Origin of the sequence: Paracoccus subflavus (assembly GCF_004310345.1) — a bacterium.
Classification (GTDB): Bacteria; Pseudomonadota; Alphaproteobacteria; order Rhodobacterales; family Rhodobacteraceae; genus Paracoccus; species Paracoccus subflavus.
The window spans coordinates 1-16,887 of record NZ_SISK01000008.1 but is presented as its reverse complement, the minus strand read 5'-3'; the positions used below and the strand labels follow the sequence as shown (position 1 = coordinate 16,887).

Sequence of the window (16,887 nt, the reverse complement as noted above, 5' to 3'; positions counted from 1 at the left end):
TTCAGGACACAAGCCTGCGGCGCCGGCGCGTCGCGATGCCGCGTGCGATGGCCTCGGCGATGTCTGCGCAGGCGGTGATGCCCTGCACGAAGGGCCGGTCGTGCATCAGATAGGGGATCGAGGCCAGCGTCACCCGCCCGCGAAAGGCATCGGGCGCGAGCAGGCTGTAATCCTCGGCCACCTCGGGAATGTCCAGACCCTCGGCCAGCAGGGCGTCGCGCAGGGTGGGAAAGGTCAGATCCGCGCTGCCAAGCGCCTTTTGTCCCCGCGCGTCGATGAACACGTCAAAGACATGCTGGCGGTCGGCGGTCCGGATCACCGTCCGGTCAGGCTCGCGGATCAGCTCGTAATCCTCGCCCAGGGCCAGGACCGACAGCACGCCCGCATCGCGCAGGGCCAGAAGGCGGCGGATCGATTTCGACGGCACGGCGGCATAATTGTCCACAAAGACCTTTTTCAGCCCCTTCTCGAACCGCTCGCGGTCCTGATCTGGCAGGTCGGCCACCATGTCCTCGACCTTTTCGTGCATGCGCAGGATGGCATAGCGCCAGGGCACGGTGATGCGATGGGTCTTGTTGTATTCGACCTCGTCCAGATTTTTCCTGGCCCATCGGAACGGGTCGGCGGTTTTCCGGTCGGCGAAATAGGCTTGGGCGAAGCTGTCGGCATCAAGACCTCCCAGTCCGATGCGCAGGGCGAAGGCGGGATCGGCGCCCATGATCTCGGCCCGGAACAGGTCGAACAGGGCATCCAGAGGGCGGTCGGCCCGCGCACAGGCCGCCACGGCGGCGTCGGTCATCACCGCCAGCGGCTCGTAGGGAATCGGGCAATAGAAGTCGGCCTCCGGCAGGATGCCCGTGCGCGACATCAGGGTGACATGCAGGCCGGTGGCTCCCGTCTCGAACAGCAGTTCGTCCCCCTTGCGACGGAACCGGCCGTGCTGGATCGCCACCGCCATGGCCGCGTCGATGGAACTGAGAGAGGTGCCCATGATGCCCACCGTCGCGGCTGGAATCTCGGTCTTGATCAGGCCCGACCACGGACTTGGGAAATAGGTGACATCGCCGTCCTCATCGGGGAAATCATGTCCCGTAGCCAGGATCACCCGGTCGAACTCGGCGTCGTTGCCGGCGCCCGAGGCCTTGACCCGCAGCCCGCCCGGTCCCGGAACAATGTCCAGAACCTCGGTGCTTTCCAGAATGTCAATGCGGTGGCCCGCCGCGCGGCCGCGGTCCACCATCAGCATCAACTGGTCGCGGAAATATTCGCCCAGCAGCAGACGGGGGGTGAACTGGCGTTCGTCCAGATCGTCGGGGTCGAGGCCATAGCCGCGCAGCCTGTCCTGCGGCTGGCCCTCCATCCAGTCCAGATAGGGTTCGACAAGCGGCGGAATCTCGATGCTGGCGATGTTGGCCAGCATCGACCGGCTGGCCGTTTCGGGCGAATAGGGCATCCCGTAGCCCGCCTTTTCGCCCTTTTCGAACAGGATCACGGCCAAAGGCTCGCCGATCTTCAAAAGCTGTTGCAGGGTATAGATGCCCGTGGGGCCTGTGCCGATAATGGCGATCCGCTTGGTCATTGATCGTTCCAGAAATGCTTTCGGGAAAAAAACGCCGTCCCGTCCGGGCAGTTCCTGCGGCAGGGCAGCGCATGTCATAGACAAATGTATATCAGGGTAGCGCGGCGCAGCCTGGCGGGCGAAGGCCCGTTCACCGTCTTTGCCCCCGTCGATGCCGCCTTCGAGGCCCTGCCGGACGGCACGCTCGACACCCTGTTGCGGCCGGGTAACAAGGCGATGATGACCTTTATCCTGTCCTGCCATGTGGTCGAAGGCGCGGTGATGCGGGATGCCGTCGCCGACGGTGGCGGCCCGACCGAGGTCGAAACGATGGGCGGCCGCACCTTGGCCGCGCCGGCGGATGGCGGAACATTGCCACGTCATCCGGGGTTGCAGAGGGCCCGTTCCCGGCAGAAAGCCCATCACCCCATGACAAGCTCCGCCCCCAAGACTGCCCCCCCGACCGCTCCGCTGGACGAGACTTGGGTCTGCCTGTCGGGCGGCAATGCCCTGGGCGCCTTTCATGTCGGCGCCTGGCAGGCCATCGAGGACGCAGGGTTGCGCGTCACCCGCCTGTCCGGCGCCTCGATCGGGTCGTTGGTCGCCGCCCTGATCGCGGGCAGTGCGCCGGGCAGGCGGATCGAGACGCTGCAACGGTTCCTGTCACGCGTGGGCGAACCCCGCGCCATGATCGGCCGCAAGTCCGCCGTGGCGCGCACCCTGGCCTGGGGCCACCGGGCGCTGTTCGCCCCGGCCTGGCCGGGGATGTGGGAAATCCTGCCCGGAATGCCGCCCGACCGCGCGCTGTTCCGCCGTCAGCGCATGGCCGACCTGATCGACGAGATGGTCGATTTTACCCGGCTGAACGATGCCGCGATCGAGGTGACGGTAACGGCGCTCAACGCCGAGACGGGGCTGATCGAGGCGTTCCGCAACACCCAGACCGCGCTGAGCATGGATCACTTGATGGCAAGTTCGGCCCTGCCGGTTCTGTTCACCCCCGTCAGGATCGGCGAGGCAACCTATTTCGATGCGGGCCTGGCCCAGAATCTGCCGCTGCCACCTCTGCTGGACCGGCCGGGCAACGCCCTGATTTTGGCGCTCGACCTGTTTGAATTGCAAAAGCCGCTGCGCCAGACGGTGGACGGCATCGCCTGCCGCGCGCAGGAACTGGCTTTTGCGGCACAATCGGCGCAGGTGATTGACCGGTGCGATCTGGAAAACCGCCGGTTTCGGCATGTGATCCTGTCCGATCCGCGCGACGATTTCGCCGGCAAGGCCTTTGACTATGGGCGCGGCGTGTTGCAGCACCGCGTCACGCTGGGACGCCGGATCATGCGCGATGCCCTGCACGACCTGGGGGCCAAGCCGCCGGCGCAGACCGTATCCTGACCGGGCGGCGCTACAGCAGCCCCGGCTCTCCGGGTGCGGCGGGGCGGATCGTGCAGCCCAGACGTTCCAGCGTCTTGCGTGCCGCTGTCTGGAACAGCGATCCGTCTTCGCGCAGCCAGTCGATGAACAGCCGCACGATCCGGCGATTCATGTGTCGCGCAGGGCAGACCACCCAATAGGCCGGGAACTCGACCGCCGCAAAGGCGGTGGACAACGGGACAAGCGTCCCTCGCTGCAATTCGTCATGGGCCAGCGTGACCGAATCCAGCACGACGCCCGCCCCATCCCGGGCAAGCTGGATGGCCATGGAGGATCGGTCTAACCTCAGGGGCGCGTGCTGCTCGGGCAAGTCGATGCCTTGCACGGCCAGCCACAGATCCCATTGATAGCGCGCCTTGACCGAATGGATCAGCCGGCCGGCTGCAATCTGTGCCGCCGGGTCGTCCGACAGATCGCGCGTCCTGTTGCGGTAATCCGGACTGCACAGCGGGATGACGTAATCGTTGAGAATGCATTCCGTGTATAGCCCCGGCCAGTTGCCCGACCCATAGCGCAAATCCAGATCCATCGCCTCGGTTTCGAAATCCGAAAAGTCGGGCGAAGCGTCGATGCGCACGCCCCATTCGGGGTTGAGGTCCAGAAAATTCTTGAGCCGGGGAGTCAGCCAGCGGACCGCCAGGCTGGGGCTGCACCTCATCGACAATTGGCGGTTGTCGCTTTGGCGCAGCACGGCCGACCGGGCGCCTCGGATCATGCGGAATGCGGCGGTGGTGGTCTGGAACAGCATCTCGCCGTCCAGGGTCAGGGATAGGCGGCGGTCCTGGCGGCGGAACAACCGGACGCCCCATTGTTCCTCGAGCTGCTTCAACTGCTGGCTGACGGCAGCGGTGGACACCCCCAGTTCGGCGGCGGCATCCGTGACGCGGCCGGTGCGGGCCACCGCCTCGAAATAAGCCAGCGAATTGAGGTTCGGGTTCAGGGGCATCGGGCTCTCCGATTCCCACAGGACGCCGCCCCGGCCCATGCGTCAAGCCGTTCCGGGGGTCAGCCGATCCCGTTCAGGCGGCGATAGGCAGCGATGACCTGGCTGTCGTCGGCCAGCCCGTTGCCCGACCCGCTTTCGGCCAGAAACATCTGGTGCGCCGCTGCCGCCAGCGGCAGCGCCATGCCCGCCCCGCGCCCGGCGGCAAGCGCAATGCCCAGATCCTTGACGAAGATGTCCACCGCGCTTGTCACGGGCGGATCGTCCCGCACCATGCGCGGCCCGCGATCCCGCAGCATCCAACTGGACGCCGCAGAACCCGACACGATTTCCAGCAGGGTCCCGGCATCGACCCCTGCCTTCTGGCCCAGGGCAAGCGCCTCGGCGGCGGCGGCCAGGTGGACGCCGCACAAAAGCTGGTTGATCGCCTTGACGGTGGCCCCCTGCCCCGGTGTCTCGCCCACGTGATGCAGCTTGTTGCCCATCGTCCGCAGCACCGGGGCCACCGCGTCGAAGCTGGCGCGGGGGGCGGCGGCCATGATGGTCAGCGTACCCGCCTGCGCGCCCACCACCCCGCCGGACACGGGGCAGTCGATCAACTCGCGGCCCCCCTCCGCCACGTCGGCGGCAAGGCGGGCCACCGCGTCGGGCGGGCAGGTCGCCATCAGGCAGATCCGCGCCCCCCGGGGCAGCGCCGATAGCGCCCCTGCCCCGAACAGCACCGACCGCGCCTGGTCGGCATTGACCACCATCAGCACCAGCAGGTCGGCGCCATCGCAGGCTCCGGCCAGATCGGCGGGGCGGATGCCGCCCTGCGTCGCAAGCGCGTCCATCGCCGCGTCCCGCATGTCGAAACCGCGCACGTCGTGCCCCGCCCGGACCAGGTTCCCCGCCATCGGCAGGCCCATGGACCCAAGTCCCACAAAGGCAATCGTCTTTGGGTCGGTCATCATCGCCTCAGTAGATGGTGAAGGCAGGAATATAGGACATCAGGATCAGCACCACGAACGCCACCAGATAAAAGGGCCACAGCTCGCGGACCACCGCGCCGATGGGCACGCGGGCGATGGCCGCGCCGATGAACAGGGTGGTGCCGATGGGCGGCGTGAACAACCCGATGGACAGGTTGATGCAGATCATCACCCCCAACTGGATCGGGTCCATGCCGATGGCCGCGCCGATGGCCACAAAGGTCGGCCCCAGCAGCAGGATCGCGGCGGGCAGGTCCAGAAACATGCCGATCACCAGCATGATGACGTTCATCATCAGGATGATCAGGACGGCCGTGCCCAGCGTACCCTGAGCCCATTGGGCGACCATGGTCGGAATGCGTTCGGTGATCAGCACGTGCCCCACCAGGCTGGACGCGGTGATGACCAGCATGACGACGCCCGTGGTGATGACGGTGCCGACAAGCGCGTCCTTAATCCGCGCCAGCGTCAGGTCGCGATACAGCAGCGCGCTGACCATCAGGGCGTAAAAGACGGCGATCACGCTGACCTCGGTCGGCGTGGCGATGCCCGCGCGCAGCAGCACGACGATGAAGAACGGCATCAGCAGCGCCGGGGCCGCCGACAGCAGCAGCCGGCCAAAGCCCGCGTATTGCGAACGGTCGGTCAGCCGGGGAAAATTGCGTATCCGCCCTGAAACATAGCACACCACCATGAAGCCCGCGGCAAGCATCAGCCCCGGCAACACCGCGGCCGAGAACAAGGACGCGATAGAAGCGTTCGACACCGTGGAATACAGGATCAGCGGGATCGACGGCGGAATCAGCCCCGCGATGGTCGAGGACGACGCCGTGACGGCGGCCGCGAACCCGCCCGGATAACCCTCGCGCTTCTGCCAGGGGATCAGCATGGACCCCAGGGCCGAGGCCTCGGCCACGGCAGAGCCTGACACGCCGCCGAAAATGGTCGATCCCACCACCGTCACCTGCCCCATGCCGCCGTGAAAGCGGCCGACCATGGCGGCGGCGAAATTGACCAGCTTCTGTCCCAGCGTGCCCGACATCATCAGCGACCCGGACAGGATGAAGAACGGGATCGCCAGCAGGGGGAAACTCTGTGTGGGCTGGAACAGCTTGACCACGGCCAGGACCGTGGGCGTGCCGCCTTGCCACAGGATCGCGCTGCCGGCGGCGACGATCAGGGCGTATCCGACCGGCACCGACAGCACCAGCATGATCGCGAAAAGTCCGGTCATGACGGCGGTCATGTCATGTGCTCCGTATCGGTGTGGTGAATACTGCCGGGATTGGCAGCAAAGGCGGTGCGCACGGCGTTCACCACGGATGCGAGGGCAATGCCTCCGAAACCGAACAGCATCGAGCCATAGGCCCAGGCCTGGCCGATCCCGGTGATGGGAAAGACCTGCGTCCTGGTGATCCCGATCACGCCCAGGGACAGCCAGGCCAGGGCAGCAAAGACCCCCGCCACCAGCAGGTTGATGCCCATCATCAGCACCCGCAATTGGCCGGTCGACAGATGCCCGCGAATGAATTCCGCCGCGATATGGGCGCCGCGATGGGCGCCGATCACGATGCCGCCCATGATCAGCCAGGGAAACAGCAGGTTCGGCACCTCGTTGGGCCAGCCAAGCCCGGCGGTGGTGAGATAGCGCACCACCACCTCGGCCATCAGGGCCAGGAAGATCAGCACGACCGCCGATGTGGCAATCAGCACGGCGACGCTGTCCAGCACCAGCCCGACCGCGTTGGCTGCGCGCAAGACGGCGGGGTCCGCCTTGCCGTGACCCGTGGGGACACCCGCCGCCTGCATCACTGGCCCGCCGCCTGGGCTGCGGCGACGATCTCGTCCACCAGATCGGGATACTGCTCGCGCCACTTGTCATAGACCGGCTGCGTCGCCTCGACAAAGGGGGCGGGATCGACCTCGTTGAACCGGGTTCCAAAGGCTTCCAGTTCGTCCCTCAGCGACTCGGTCTGGTCCGCGACCATCTGCCGGTTCAGCTCGCCCGCCTCATGGGCGGCGTCGCGGATGATCTGCTGATCCTCGGGCGACAGCGTGTCCATGATCATCTTGGACGCCAGGAACGGCGTCGCCTCGTATTTGTGGTTGGTCAGCGAGATATAGGGCTGGACCTCGTGCAGCTTGGACGAATGGATGTTGATGAGCGGGTTTTCCTGGCCGTCCACCACGCCCTGCTGCAACGCGATGTACAGTTCCGAAAAAGCCATAGGTGTAGGCGACGCGCCAAGCGCGGTAAAGATGTCGATGGTGATCGGGTCGGGCGGCGTGCGGATCTTCATCCCGGCCAGATCGGCGGGCGTGGTGATCGGACCCTTGGAATTGGACACCTGGCGGATGCCGTTGTTCCACCAGCCCAGAACGACCAGGCCCTGCGCCTCGGCCGCAGCCTCCAGCCTGTCGCCGACGGGACCGTCCATCACCGCCTCGGCCTGATCCAGGCTCTGGAACAGGAAGGGCAGGCCCAAGAGCGCCATTTCAGGAACCACGGCCGAGGTCGTCCCCTGTGAATTGGCCGAAAACGCGATGGTGCCCAGGCGCATGTTGGTGATCGTTTCGGCGTCGTCGCCGAACTGCGCGGCGCCGCCTACGTCCACCTTGAGACGGCCCCCGGATTTTTCCGCGACCAGTTCGGCGAATTTCAGGGATGCGGCATCCTTGGGATTGCCGGCCGCCGCATTGTGCGACAACTGGAAATTCTGGGCCGCCGCAGGCAGCGCGCAAAAGGCAAAAACGGTGGCGGCTAAGATTTGGCGAAGTGTCATATGGCCCCTCCCAGAGCATCGGTTGTCCGGCATGAGGGGATGCCCCGGCAGCGACCGGCGATCCGTGCCGGCGACCTTTGGCAAGTTCGCGGCATCATACCGGTTGGCATGTCACGTGGGGCAGAGCGTCCTCCCCGCTCGGCTAGGAAAACCCTGTCCGATTCCTGCGCGCGCGTCACCTAAGCTGTGCTTAGCAAACCCACAGGAAAACTTAATTGCACCGAGGTCGTTTTGACGCCCAGTTAAAAAGACGCCGTGGGTGCCGCCGCATCCGCTGCCCAAGGGAGGAACCATGCAACATGAACGCTCGGCAGCGGTGCTGTCGAATACCAGTCTTGCGCGCCGCGCCTGGGACATCCGCCGCAAGGCCGTGCGCATGGGCAAGGTTCAGGGACAAGGCTATGTCGGACAGGCGCTTGGCGTCGCGGACGTGCTGGCGGTGTCCTATTTCCACGCGCTGAACCACCGCCCCGCCGATCCGGAATGGGAAGGCCGCGACCGCTTCCTGCTGTCTATCGGCCATTACGCTATCGCGCTTTATGCCGCGCTGATCGAGGCGGGGATCCTGCCCGAGGCCGAGCTGGAAACCTATGGCGCCGACGACTCGCGCCTGCCGATGTCCGGCATGGCCGCCTATACGCCGGGGATGGAGATCACCGGCGGATCCCTGGGCCAGGGCCTGGGCATCGCGGTCGGCATGGCGCTTGGCCTCAGGGCCAAGGGAAATCCCGCTTTCGTCTACAACCTGATGTCGGACGGCGAACTGGGCGAGGGGTCCACGTGGGAGGCGGCGATGGCCGCCGCCCATCACCGGCTGGGAAACCTGATCTGCATCGTCGATTTCAACGACCAGCAGGCTGACGGCAAGTCCACGGAAACCCTGTCCGCCGAACCCTTGCCCGACAAGTGGGCGGCCTTCGGCTGGCATGTGCAGCGGGTGGACGGCAACGACCTCGACGCCCTGGTCGCGGCTTTCAACACGGCCCGCAACCTGGAGGGCGACCGGCCCCGCGCCATCGTCTGCGACACGGTGATGTGCAAGGGCGTGCCGTTCCTAGAAAGCCGCGAAATCACCCATTTCGTCCGGGTCGAGGCCGACGAATGGCAAAAGGCGCTGAGCGTCCTTGACGAAACCCGGCCGGAGTGACCCTCATGACCATCCAGCATCGCTATGACCCGCACCGCAAATATGAACCCCGGCAGCCCGGCACCGGCGGGGCCAAGACCTCGGCCATGATCGCCTCGCTGGCGGCGGAAGGCTATGATTCCGTCTCCGCGCCCTTCGGCCATGCGCTTGTGGACACCGCCCGGAACGATCCGCGCATCGTCGGCCTGACCGCGGATCTGGCCAAGTACACCGACCTGCACGTCTTTGCCGAGGCGTTCCCCGACCGCTTCTACCAGATGGGCATGGCCGAACAGGTGATGGTGTCCGCCGCCGCCGGCATGGCGCGCGAAGGCTTTGTCCCCTTTGCCACCACCTACGCGGTGTTCGCGTCCCGCCGGGCCTATGACTTCATCGCCATGGCCATCGCCGAGGAATACCTGCCCGTCAAAATCGTCTGCGCCCTGCCCGGCCTGACCACCGGATACGGTCCAAGCCACCAGGCGACCGAGGATCTGGCGATCTTCCGGGGCCTGCCCAACCTGACCATCGTGGACCCCTGCGACGCCATCGATGTGGCCGAGGCCGTGCCCGCGATCATCGACCACCCCGGCCCGGTCTATATGCGGCTGCTGCGCGGCAAGGTGCCCTCGGTCCTCCGCCAGCACTGCCCCCACTACAAATTCGAACTGGGCAAGGCAAAACTGTTGCGCGACGGCGGCGACGCCCTGGTCATCTCGTCCGGGTTCATGACCATGCGCGCGCTCGATGCTGCGGTGCAGATGGAACGGGAGGGCATCTCGGTCGCGGTGCTGCATTGCCCGACCATCAAGCCGCTGGACACCGACACCATCCTGGCCGAGGCCGGGCGCGGCACCCGCCTGGTCGTCACCGCCGAAAACCACACCGTCATCGGTGGTCTGGGCGAAGCCGTTGCAGGCACCCTGCTGACACACGGCGTCACGCCGCCGTTCCGCATGATCGGCCTGCCCGACCGGTTCCTGGACGCGGGGGCGCTGCCGACGCTGCACGACCGCTACGGCATCTCGACCGACGCGATGATCCGCCAGATCCGCGGCTGGCTTTGACGTTTTCCAAGGGAGGAAACCCGTGACCACTGCACTTCTGACCGGCAAATACGCCGTCATCACCGGCGCCGCATCGAAACGCGGCTTGGGCCTGGCCACCGCGCGGCTGTTCGCGCAGCACGGCGCCACCGTCGCCATCCTGGACCTGGACGGGGCCGCCGCGAAAGAGGCAGCCGCGACCCTGGGCGAAGGCCATGTCGGCCTGACCTGCAACGTCACCGACCAGAACAGCGTCAAGGCCGCCTTCGATGGGCTGATCGCCCAGTGGGGCCGCATCGACGTTCTGGTGAATAATGCGGGCATCACCCAGCCGCTGAAGATCATGGACATCGCGCCCGGCAACTATGACGCGGTGCTGGACGTGAACCTGCGCGGCACGCTGTATTGCAGCCAGGCGGTGATCCCGCAGATGCGCGCGCAGAAATCGGGCGCCATCGTCAACATGTCGTCAGTCAGCGCGCAGCGCGGCGGCGGCATCTTCGGCGGGCCGCATTATTCGGCGGCCAAGGCGGGCGTGCTGGGCCTGACCAAGGCCATGGCCCGCGAACTGGCCCCCGACAACGTGCGCGCCAATGCCATCTGCCCCGGCTTCATCGCAACCGACATTACCGCGGGCAAGCTGACCGACGACATGCGCGTGACGATCAACGCGGGCATCCCCATGGGCCGCCCCGGCACCGCCGAGGAGGTCGCGGGCTGCGCGCTGTTCCTGGCGTCGGACATTGCGTCCTATGTTACCGGGTCCGAGGTCGATGTGAACGGCGGGTCTCTAATCCACTGAACCTTGCGGCGCCGGGTCGGCCGGCGCCCTTTCACGGGGAAAAAGCATGAAACTCGGCTTGGGCTCCTATGCCTTTCGCTGGAACATCGGCATCAAGGACCAACAGCCGCCCACGCCCATGGCGGCGATGCAGGTGCTGGAAATCGCGCATGGCCATGGGTTGTCGGTCGTGCAATATGCCGACAACCTGCCGCTGGACCGGCTGTCCGCCGACGACCACCGGGCGCTGAAAGTGCGGGCCGACGCATACGGCATGACGCTGGAACTGGGCACCCAAGGCTTCAACGCCGACGAACTGGCCCGCTATATCCCCATAGGCCAGCGCATCGGGTCCCACATCCTGCGCGTGGCTCTGGATGCCGAAGACGCGGCGATCCCCGTCCCGGATCTGGCCGCGCAACTGCGCGACCTGCTGCCGGGCGGCAAGGCGGCGGGCCTGCGCTTTGCCATCGAGAACCACTTCAACTACCCCTCGCCCCGGATGGTCGAACTGCTGGACACGGTGGCGGACGATGCATTGGGCGTCTGCCTGGATGTCGCCAATTCCATCTGCGCGGGCGAATGGCCGATGGACACGGTGCGGATGCTGGCGCCCTATGCCATCAATCTGCATTTCAAGGACTATCAGATCACCCCCGACCCCTATGGCGTGGGTTTCCGCATCCATGGTACGCCTCTGGGCGACGGCCGGGCCGAACTGGCGCAGATCCTGGACATGCTGTCGGATCGCGACCCCGACATGAGCGTGATCCTGGAACACTGGCTGCCGCAATCAGACGACATGGAGGCCACCCGCGCGCTGGAACACGTCTGGCTGGACCGCACGGTCGCCGCCGCAAAACGTCTTGTGCCGCTGACGTGACGGCGCATGACCCAGCCTTTGCGCAAGGGCGGGCTGCGTCAGCGCCAACCGGGATGCAGCGGCCGGTGATTGCCGAAAATGGCCCCCATCCCGGCCATCATCTTATTTTACTTCACCCTTTGCCCATGCAAACTCTTGGGGACTGGCGCGGAAAGCCGGAGGGGGAGAACGCATGCGCACACAGGTCGCAATCATCGGCGGCGGACCAGCAGGCCTCTTGCTGGGCCAGCTTCTGCACCGCTGCGGCATCGACGCCGTGGTAATCGAACGCAAGACCCGCGACCATGTCCTGTCGCGCATCCGCGCCGGGGTTCTGGAAACGGGCTTCGTCCGGCTGATGGAGGAGGCGGGCGTTGCCGACCGGCTGCACGAGCGGGGGCTTGTCCATCACGGCACCCGGATCGCCGCCCACGGCCGGTCGTTCCGCGTGGATTTCAGCGACCTGACTGGAATGCCCGTCGTCGTCTATGGGCAGACCGAGGTGACGCGCGACCTGTATGATGCGCGCGAGGCTGCCGGCCTGGCCACCGAGTTCCGGGCCGAAGGCGTAGCAATCCATGGCGCCGATACCGGCAACCCCCATGTCACCTTCTCGCGCGACGGCACCGAATTCCGGGTGGACTGCGATTTCGTTGCGGGCTGCGACGGCTTTCACGGCATCAGCCGCCAGACCATCCCCCTATCGGCCCGGACGGAATACGAAAAGACCTATCCCTTTGGATGGCTGGGCATCCTGTCGCGCACCCCGCCGGTGGATCACGAACTGATCTACGCCGCATCCGACCGGGGCTTTGCCCTGTGTTCGATGCGCAACGCGAACCTGTCGCGCTATTACATCCAGTGCGCCCTGTCGGACCACCCCGAGGACTGGTCGGACGCGGCCTTCTGGGACGAACTGAAGCGCCGCCTGCCCGAGGACGTGGCCGACCGGATGGTCACCGGTCCCAGCATCGAGAAATCCATCGCCCCCCTGCGGTCCTTGGTGACCGAGCCGATGCAATGGGGGCGGCTATTTTTGTGCGGCGACGCGGCCCATATCGTGCCGCCCACCGGGGCCAAGGGCCTGAACCTGGCCGCCAGCGACGTGCATTACCTGCATCGCGGGCTTGCCCGATTCTATGAAACCGGCGATGCCGAGGGGATCGACCGCTATTCCGAGCAGGCCCTGCTGCAGGTCTGGAAGGCCGAGCGGTTCAGTTGGTGGTTCAGCGGGCTGTTGCACCGCTATCCCGACATGGCACCCTTCGATCTGAAGATGCAGCAGGCCGAGATCGCGTTTCTGCGCGACAACCGGGCGCAGCAGCGCGCCTTCGCCGAAAACTATGTGGGTCTGCCCTATTGACGCGGCCGCCCTGTGCGGCACGGTTGACACCAAACACGATCATCTGGGAGGGAACAAGGATCATGGGAAAAACGACATTGCTGGCTACGGTCGCAGCGATCTGCCTGGGAACTCCCGCCCCGGCACAAGAGGTGACGCTGCGCGTCCACCATTTCCTGTCGGCGGATGCGCCCATCCAGAAGGGCGTGCTTGAGCCATGGGATAAGATGGTCGAGGACCAGTCGGGCGGGCGCATCGACGTGCAGATCTATCCGTCGATGCAACTGGGCGGACGCCCGCCGCAGCTGTTCGACCAAGCCCGCGACGGGGTGGTGGACATCGCCTGGACGCTGCTGGGCTATACCCCCGGCCGGTTCCCCCTGTCCGAGGTGTTCGAACTGCCCTTCCTGTCGGGCAGCGCCGCCGAAACCACCGCCGCGCTTCAGGAATACCAGAAGAAATACATGGCCGACGAACTGGCGGGCGTCCACCCGCTGCTGATCCATGCCCCCGCCGCCTACAAGCTGCATACCAAGGACAAGGCGGTGGCAGGCGTCGCCGACCTGGCGGGACTGAAGGTCCGTGCGCCGTCGCGCACCATGACCGACGGGCTGAACGCCCTGGGCGCGACGGCCGTGGGGATGCCCGTCCCCGAGGTGCCCCAGGCGCTGACCAGCGGCGTCATCGACGGCGCCGTCATCCCGTGGGAGGTGTTCGGAAGCCTGCGCATCGAATCCGTCACCCGCAACCACACCGAATTCGGGTCCGAGAACGGCGGGCTGTCCTCGGCCGTGATGGCATTGGTGATGAACCAGGCGGCCTATAACGCGCTGCCCGACGATCTGAAGCAGGTGATCGACGCCAATTCCGGCGCGGCCCTTGCCGACCTGGCCGGCACCGCCTTTGACAAGGCCGAGGCGGCCGAACGCCAGAAGGCCATCGACGCGGGCAACACCGTCACCGTCATCCCCGAGGAAAACCTGGACGAATGGCGTCAGGCCAGCCAGCCGGTGATCGACACCTGGGTCAAGGCCATGACCGATGCGGGCCATGACGGGCAGGCGATGCTGGACGACGCCCGCGCCATGCTGGACCGGGCAAGGGCCGAATGACGGGCCAGGAGGGGGGCGAGGCCGGGGATGCGGCGCTGACCGAACACGCGCTGCCGGTGTCGGTGCCCGGCTGGATCGCCGCCCTGTGCAGATTCTTTGCCGCCCTGGGCGGGGCGGTGCTGCTGGCGATGATGTTGATGACGGTCGCCAGCGTTCTGCGGCGCAGCTTTCTGGGGGCGCCGATCCCCGGCGATTTCGAACTGGTCGAACTGGGCAGCGCGGTGGCGATCTTCTGCTTTCTGCCCTGGTGTCAGGTCACGGGCGGCAACGTGCTGGTGGATTTCTTCACGTCGAAATCCACCCCGCGCAGCAACCACCTGCTCGAGGCGGCGGGCGATCTGCTGTATCTTCTGATCGCCGCCCTGCTGGCCTGGCGGCTGTTCCATGGCGGGGCCGAGATGCGCGAATACGGCGAACAGACCATGGTGCTGCGCATTCCGCTGTGGTGGACCTTTCCGATCATCCTTCCCGCCATGCTGCTGCTGGTCGCGACCTGCGCCGCCACCACCATCGGGCATCTGCGAAAGGCGCGGGCATGACGGGCATCGCCGCCGGGCTGAGCGCGTTCGCGGTTCTTCTGGCGCTGATGGCCGTGCGCGTGCCGATCGGCGTGTCGATGCTGGCCGTGGGCCTGGGCGGCTATGCGTTGTGGACGGGGACCACGCCGCTGCTGGCCTTTCTCAAGACCTCGACCTATTACCAGTTCTCGACCTATTCGCTGTCGGTCATTCCCCTGTTCGTGCTAATGGGAGAGTTCGCCACCAAGGCGGGGATGAGCCGGGCGCTCTACCGCACGGCGGCGGCCTTTCTGGGTCACCGGCGCGGGGGGCTTGCGATGGCCTCGATCGGGGGATGCGCGGCATTCGGGGCGATCTGCGGATCGTCGCTGGCCACCGCCGCCACCATGGGCCAGGTCGCCCTGCCGGAAATGCGGCGATACAATTACAGCGGTGCGCTGGCCACGGGTTCGCTGGCGGCGGGGGGCACGCTGGGCATCCTGATCCCGCCTTCGGTGATCCTGGTCCTGTATGCGCTGATGGCGGAAATGAGCATCGCCACGATGTTCGTGGCCGCCATGATCCCCGGCATCCTGGCCGCCCTGGGATACATGCTGGCCGTGGCGGTCTTTGTGCGCCGCTATCCCGAGGACGGCCCTGCAGGCCCCCGAGCCACCTGGCCCGAACGGCTGGCCGCCCTGCAGGAAACCTGGTCGTTGATCCTAATCTTTGTTCTGGTGATCGTGGGCATGTATCGGGGCTGGTTCACTCCGACCGAGGCGGCCTCTGTCGGCGCCTTCTGTACCGGCCTTCTGGCGGTGCTGTACGGCGGGATGCGGCTGCGGGGCATCGCCGACTGTCTGCGCGGCACTGCCGTCACGTCGGCCATGATCTTTCTGATCCTGCTGGGTGCGGAAATCTTCAACGCCTTTCTGGCCCAGACCCGGACGCCGATGCTGCTGGCTGCGGCCATCCAGGATTCCGGCCTGTCGCCGATGATGATCCTGCTGGCCATTCTGGCCCTGTATCTGGCCCTGGGCTGCGTCATGGATTCCATGTCCATGCTGCTGCTGACCATCCCGATCTTTTATCCGATCATCGCCGGGCTCGATTTCGGCATGTCGCGCGAGGAGACGCTGATCTGGTTCGGCATCCTGGCCGTGGTCGTGGTCGAGGTCGGGCTGATCACCCCGCCGGTCGGCATGAACGTATTCATCATCAACGGCATGGCCCGCGATGTGCCGATGATCGAAAGCTTCCGTGGCGTGCTGCCGTTCCTGATCAGCGACATCATCCGCATCGCGCTGCTGGTCGCCTTTCCAGCCATCACGCTGGGGCTGGTGCGCCTGCTGGGCTGATCAGGGGGCGTCCATGCGGGGTGCACCCTTGCGGCCGAGATCCGGCTTGGCCGGATCGGGATAGCCTTCGTGTTCGTCCTGCGGAACCGTATAGTTCACGTCGCGCGTCGTTCCGCGAACGCCATCGGGCAAGGCCCCTGAACTGTCGCGGGGCGTCCGCCGCGTCTGGTCGGTCTTGGGATTGTGCTGCATCCGATCCTCCATCGCCGCAAGGCTCATCTGTGGAGGAACAGATGGACCGGCGGATTGTTCCCGGTCGGGCGTCCCCTTGGGATTCCCTGTCACCCGGACAAAAATCCGCAATTGACGGATTTGTGAACAATTTACATCAACAGAAATTTTCTGTGAATTTATTTACAAAAAAATCCTTTCTGAAAAAAGGATTAGCCTTTTATCTTCTTCTTCTTTAACTTCTGCTGCCGGGGATATTCCGACAGGACCAGGGCAGCGCGACGGGGCAGGACGACGGCTGCCACCTATGCACGAGGAGGGGACGATGACCAGCGAAGCAATTGAAAAACATCCGATTCCGGCAGGATTCGAGGATGCCCTGTGCACCCCTTCGGATTATGCCCGTCTTTATGCGGAATCGATCAGCGATCCCGAATCGTTCTGGGGCCGGGAAGGCAGGCGCCTGGACTGGATCACGCCCTTCACCAAGGTGAAGAACACCGATTTCACCTTTGGCAATGTCGATATCCGCTGGTACGAGGACGGCATCCTGAATGCCTGCGTGAACTGCGTGGACCGCCACCTGCCCGCACGCGCCGGTCAGACCGCGATCATCTTCGAACCCGACGATCCCCAGACCCCGGCGCAACACATCACCTATGCCGAACTGTCCGACAAGGTGAACCGCTTTGCCAATGTGCTGCTGTCCCAGGGCGTCATGCGCGGCGACCGAGTGGTCATCTATCTGCCGATGATCCCCGAGGCGGCCTATGCCATGCTGGCCTGCGCACGGATCGGCGCCATCCACTCCATCGTCTTTGCGGGCTTTTCACCCGATGCGCTGGCGAACCGCATCAACGACTCGGGCGCCAAGGTCGTGATCACGGCCGATACCGCGCCCCGCGG

Annotated in this window: 17 protein-coding genes; 10 read left to right on the top strand and 7 right to left on the bottom strand. The window is 65.7% G+C overall.

Annotated features, from left to right (window positions below; genetic code table 11):
• Window position 1: 1 nt before the first annotated feature.
• The gene (locus tag EYE42_RS11125; RefSeq protein ID WP_130991406.1) at window positions 2-1,579 is read right to left on the bottom strand and encodes an FAD/NAD(P)-binding protein; all 1,578 of its coding nucleotides are present in this window, start codon (window positions 1,577-1,579) and stop codon (window positions 2-4) included.
• Between the two features lie 84 nt (window positions 1,580-1,663).
• On the opposite strand from EYE42_RS11125, the gene EYE42_RS11120 reads away from it, so the two are divergent.
• Window positions 1,664-2,950 carry a patatin-like phospholipase family protein gene (locus EYE42_RS11120; protein WP_130991405.1) on the top strand — a complete coding sequence of 429 codons (1,287 nt, stop codon included), beginning with the start codon at window positions 1,664-1,666 and terminating at the stop codon, window positions 2,948-2,950.
• Between the two features lie 10 nt (window positions 2,951-2,960).
• Here EYE42_RS11120 and EYE42_RS11115 read toward each other — a convergent pair whose 3' ends face one another.
• The 5 genes from EYE42_RS11115 to EYE42_RS11095 are packed head-to-tail and all read right to left on the bottom strand — an operon-like array spanning window position 2,961 to window position 7,686.
• The gene (locus EYE42_RS11115) at window positions 2,961-3,935 is read right to left on the bottom strand and encodes a LysR substrate-binding domain-containing protein (protein ID WP_130991404.1); all 975 of its coding nucleotides are present in this window, start codon (window positions 3,933-3,935) and stop codon (window positions 2,961-2,963) included.
• 59 nt (window positions 3,936-3,994) lie between these two features.
• Complete coding sequence (locus tag EYE42_RS11110) at window positions 3,995-4,882, bottom strand: NAD(P)-dependent oxidoreductase (RefSeq protein ID WP_130991403.1); 888 nt, start codon at window positions 4,880-4,882, stop codon at window positions 3,995-3,997.
• 7 nt (window positions 4,883-4,889) lie between these two features.
• Complete coding sequence (locus tag EYE42_RS11105) at window positions 4,890-6,137, bottom strand: TRAP transporter large permease (RefSeq protein ID WP_246020752.1); 1,248 nt, start codon at window positions 6,135-6,137, stop codon at window positions 4,890-4,892.
• Window positions 6,138-6,145: 8 nt separating this feature from the next.
• Complete coding sequence (locus EYE42_RS11100) at window positions 6,146-6,661, bottom strand: TRAP transporter small permease (RefSeq protein WP_211657929.1); 516 nt, start codon at window positions 6,659-6,661, stop codon at window positions 6,146-6,148.
• A 50-nt stretch (window positions 6,662-6,711) separates the two neighbouring features.
• The gene (locus EYE42_RS11095; RefSeq protein ID WP_130991400.1) at window positions 6,712-7,686 is read right to left on the bottom strand and encodes a TRAP transporter substrate-binding protein; all 975 of its coding nucleotides are present in this window, start codon (window positions 7,684-7,686) and stop codon (window positions 6,712-6,714) included.
• Between the two features lie 292 nt (window positions 7,687-7,978).
• Here EYE42_RS11095 and EYE42_RS11090 point away from each other — a divergent pair, with 292 nt between their 5' ends.
• The 8 genes from EYE42_RS11090 to EYE42_RS11055 all read left to right on the top strand — a co-directional run bounded on the left by EYE42_RS11090 (window position 7,979) and on the right by EYE42_RS11055 (window position 15,810).
• On the top strand, window positions 7,979-8,833 hold the full coding sequence (locus EYE42_RS11090; RefSeq protein ID WP_130991399.1) for a transketolase: 855 nt from the start codon (window positions 7,979-7,981) through the stop codon (window positions 8,831-8,833).
• A gap of 5 nt (window positions 8,834-8,838) precedes the next feature.
• Complete coding sequence (locus EYE42_RS11085) at window positions 8,839-9,879, top strand: transketolase family protein (RefSeq protein WP_130991398.1); 1,041 nt, start codon at window positions 8,839-8,841, stop codon at window positions 9,877-9,879.
• Window positions 9,880-9,901: 22 nt separating this feature from the next.
• Complete coding sequence (locus EYE42_RS11080) at window positions 9,902-10,660, top strand: SDR family NAD(P)-dependent oxidoreductase (protein ID WP_130991397.1); 759 nt, start codon at window positions 9,902-9,904, stop codon at window positions 10,658-10,660.
• 46 nt (window positions 10,661-10,706) lie between these two features.
• A complete protein-coding gene (locus EYE42_RS11075; RefSeq protein ID WP_130991396.1) occupies window positions 10,707-11,522 on the top strand; it encodes a sugar phosphate isomerase/epimerase family protein in 816 nt (271 codons plus the stop codon).
• Between the two features lie 172 nt (window positions 11,523-11,694).
• Window positions 11,695-12,864: a 4-hydroxybenzoate 3-monooxygenase gene (pobA, locus tag EYE42_RS11070; protein WP_130991395.1), complete on the top strand. Its 1,170-nt coding sequence runs from the start codon at window positions 11,695-11,697 to the stop codon at window positions 12,862-12,864.
• Window positions 12,865-12,926: 62 nt separating this feature from the next.
• Window positions 12,927-13,955 (top strand): TRAP transporter substrate-binding protein, encoded by a 1,029-nt coding sequence (locus EYE42_RS11065; protein WP_130991394.1) that lies wholly within the window; start codon window positions 12,927-12,929, stop codon window positions 13,953-13,955.
• Complete coding sequence (locus EYE42_RS11060; RefSeq protein ID WP_130991393.1) at window positions 13,952-14,494, top strand: TRAP transporter small permease; 543 nt, start codon at window positions 13,952-13,954, stop codon at window positions 14,492-14,494. The genes EYE42_RS11065 and EYE42_RS11060 overlap by 4 nt, the downstream gene beginning before the upstream one ends.
• On the top strand, window positions 14,491-15,810 hold the full coding sequence (locus EYE42_RS11055; RefSeq protein ID WP_130991392.1) for a TRAP transporter large permease: 1,320 nt from the start codon (window positions 14,491-14,493) through the stop codon (window positions 15,808-15,810). Before EYE42_RS11060 ends, EYE42_RS11055 begins: the two co-directional genes overlap by 4 nt.
• Here EYE42_RS11055 and EYE42_RS11050 read toward each other — a convergent pair whose 3' ends face one another.
• Window positions 15,811-16,002, bottom strand: a complete 192-nt coding sequence (locus EYE42_RS11050; RefSeq protein ID WP_130991391.1) for a hypothetical protein — start codon at window positions 16,000-16,002, stop codon at window positions 15,811-15,813.
• A 304-nt stretch (window positions 16,003-16,306) separates the two neighbouring features.
• Here EYE42_RS11050 and EYE42_RS11045 point away from each other — a divergent pair.
• The coding region (locus EYE42_RS11045) for an AMP-binding protein (protein WP_165455774.1) at window positions 16,307-16,887 on the top strand (581 nt) is incomplete at its 3' end.

What these genes read in the sequence shown, in the direction of transcription:
- EYE42_RS11125 (WP_130991406.1), bottom strand. Translation starts at nt 1,579, where the DNA reads ATGACCAAGCGGATCGCCATTATCGGCACAGGCCCCACGGGCATCTAT.
- EYE42_RS11060 (WP_130991393.1), top strand. Translation starts at nt 13,952, where the DNA reads ATGACGGGCCAGGAGGGGGGCGAGGCCGGGGATGCGGCGCTGACCGAA.
- EYE42_RS11120 (WP_130991405.1), top strand. Translation starts at nt 1,664, where the DNA reads ATGTATATCAGGGTAGCGCGGCGCAGCCTGGCGGGCGAAGGCCCGTTC.
- EYE42_RS11065 (WP_130991394.1), top strand. Translation starts at nt 12,927, where the DNA reads ATGGGAAAAACGACATTGCTGGCTACGGTCGCAGCGATCTGCCTGGGA.
- EYE42_RS11095 (WP_130991400.1), bottom strand. Translation starts at nt 7,686, where the DNA reads ATGACACTTCGCCAAATCTTAGCCGCCACCGTTTTTGCCTTTTGCGCG.
- EYE42_RS11115 (WP_130991404.1), bottom strand. Translation starts at nt 3,935, where the DNA reads ATGCCCCTGAACCCGAACCTCAATTCGCTGGCTTATTTCGAGGCGGTG.
- EYE42_RS11105 (WP_246020752.1), bottom strand. Translation starts at nt 6,137, where the DNA reads ATGACCGGACTTTTCGCGATCATGCTGGTGCTGTCGGTGCCGGTCGGA.
- pobA (WP_130991395.1), top strand. Translation starts at nt 11,695, where the DNA reads ATGCGCACACAGGTCGCAATCATCGGCGGCGGACCAGCAGGCCTCTTG.
- EYE42_RS11075 (WP_130991396.1), top strand. Translation starts at nt 10,707, where the DNA reads ATGAAACTCGGCTTGGGCTCCTATGCCTTTCGCTGGAACATCGGCATC.
- EYE42_RS11085 (WP_130991398.1), top strand. Translation starts at nt 8,839, where the DNA reads ATGACCATCCAGCATCGCTATGACCCGCACCGCAAATATGAACCCCGG.
- EYE42_RS11055 (WP_130991392.1), top strand. Translation starts at nt 14,491, where the DNA reads ATGACGGGCATCGCCGCCGGGCTGAGCGCGTTCGCGGTTCTTCTGGCG.
- EYE42_RS11110 (WP_130991403.1), bottom strand. Translation starts at nt 4,882, where the DNA reads ATGACCGACCCAAAGACGATTGCCTTTGTGGGACTTGGGTCCATGGGC.
- EYE42_RS11050 (WP_130991391.1), bottom strand. Translation starts at nt 16,002, where the DNA reads ATGCAGCACAATCCCAAGACCGACCAGACGCGGCGGACGCCCCGCGAC.
- EYE42_RS11090 (WP_130991399.1), top strand. Translation starts at nt 7,979, where the DNA reads ATGCAACATGAACGCTCGGCAGCGGTGCTGTCGAATACCAGTCTTGCG.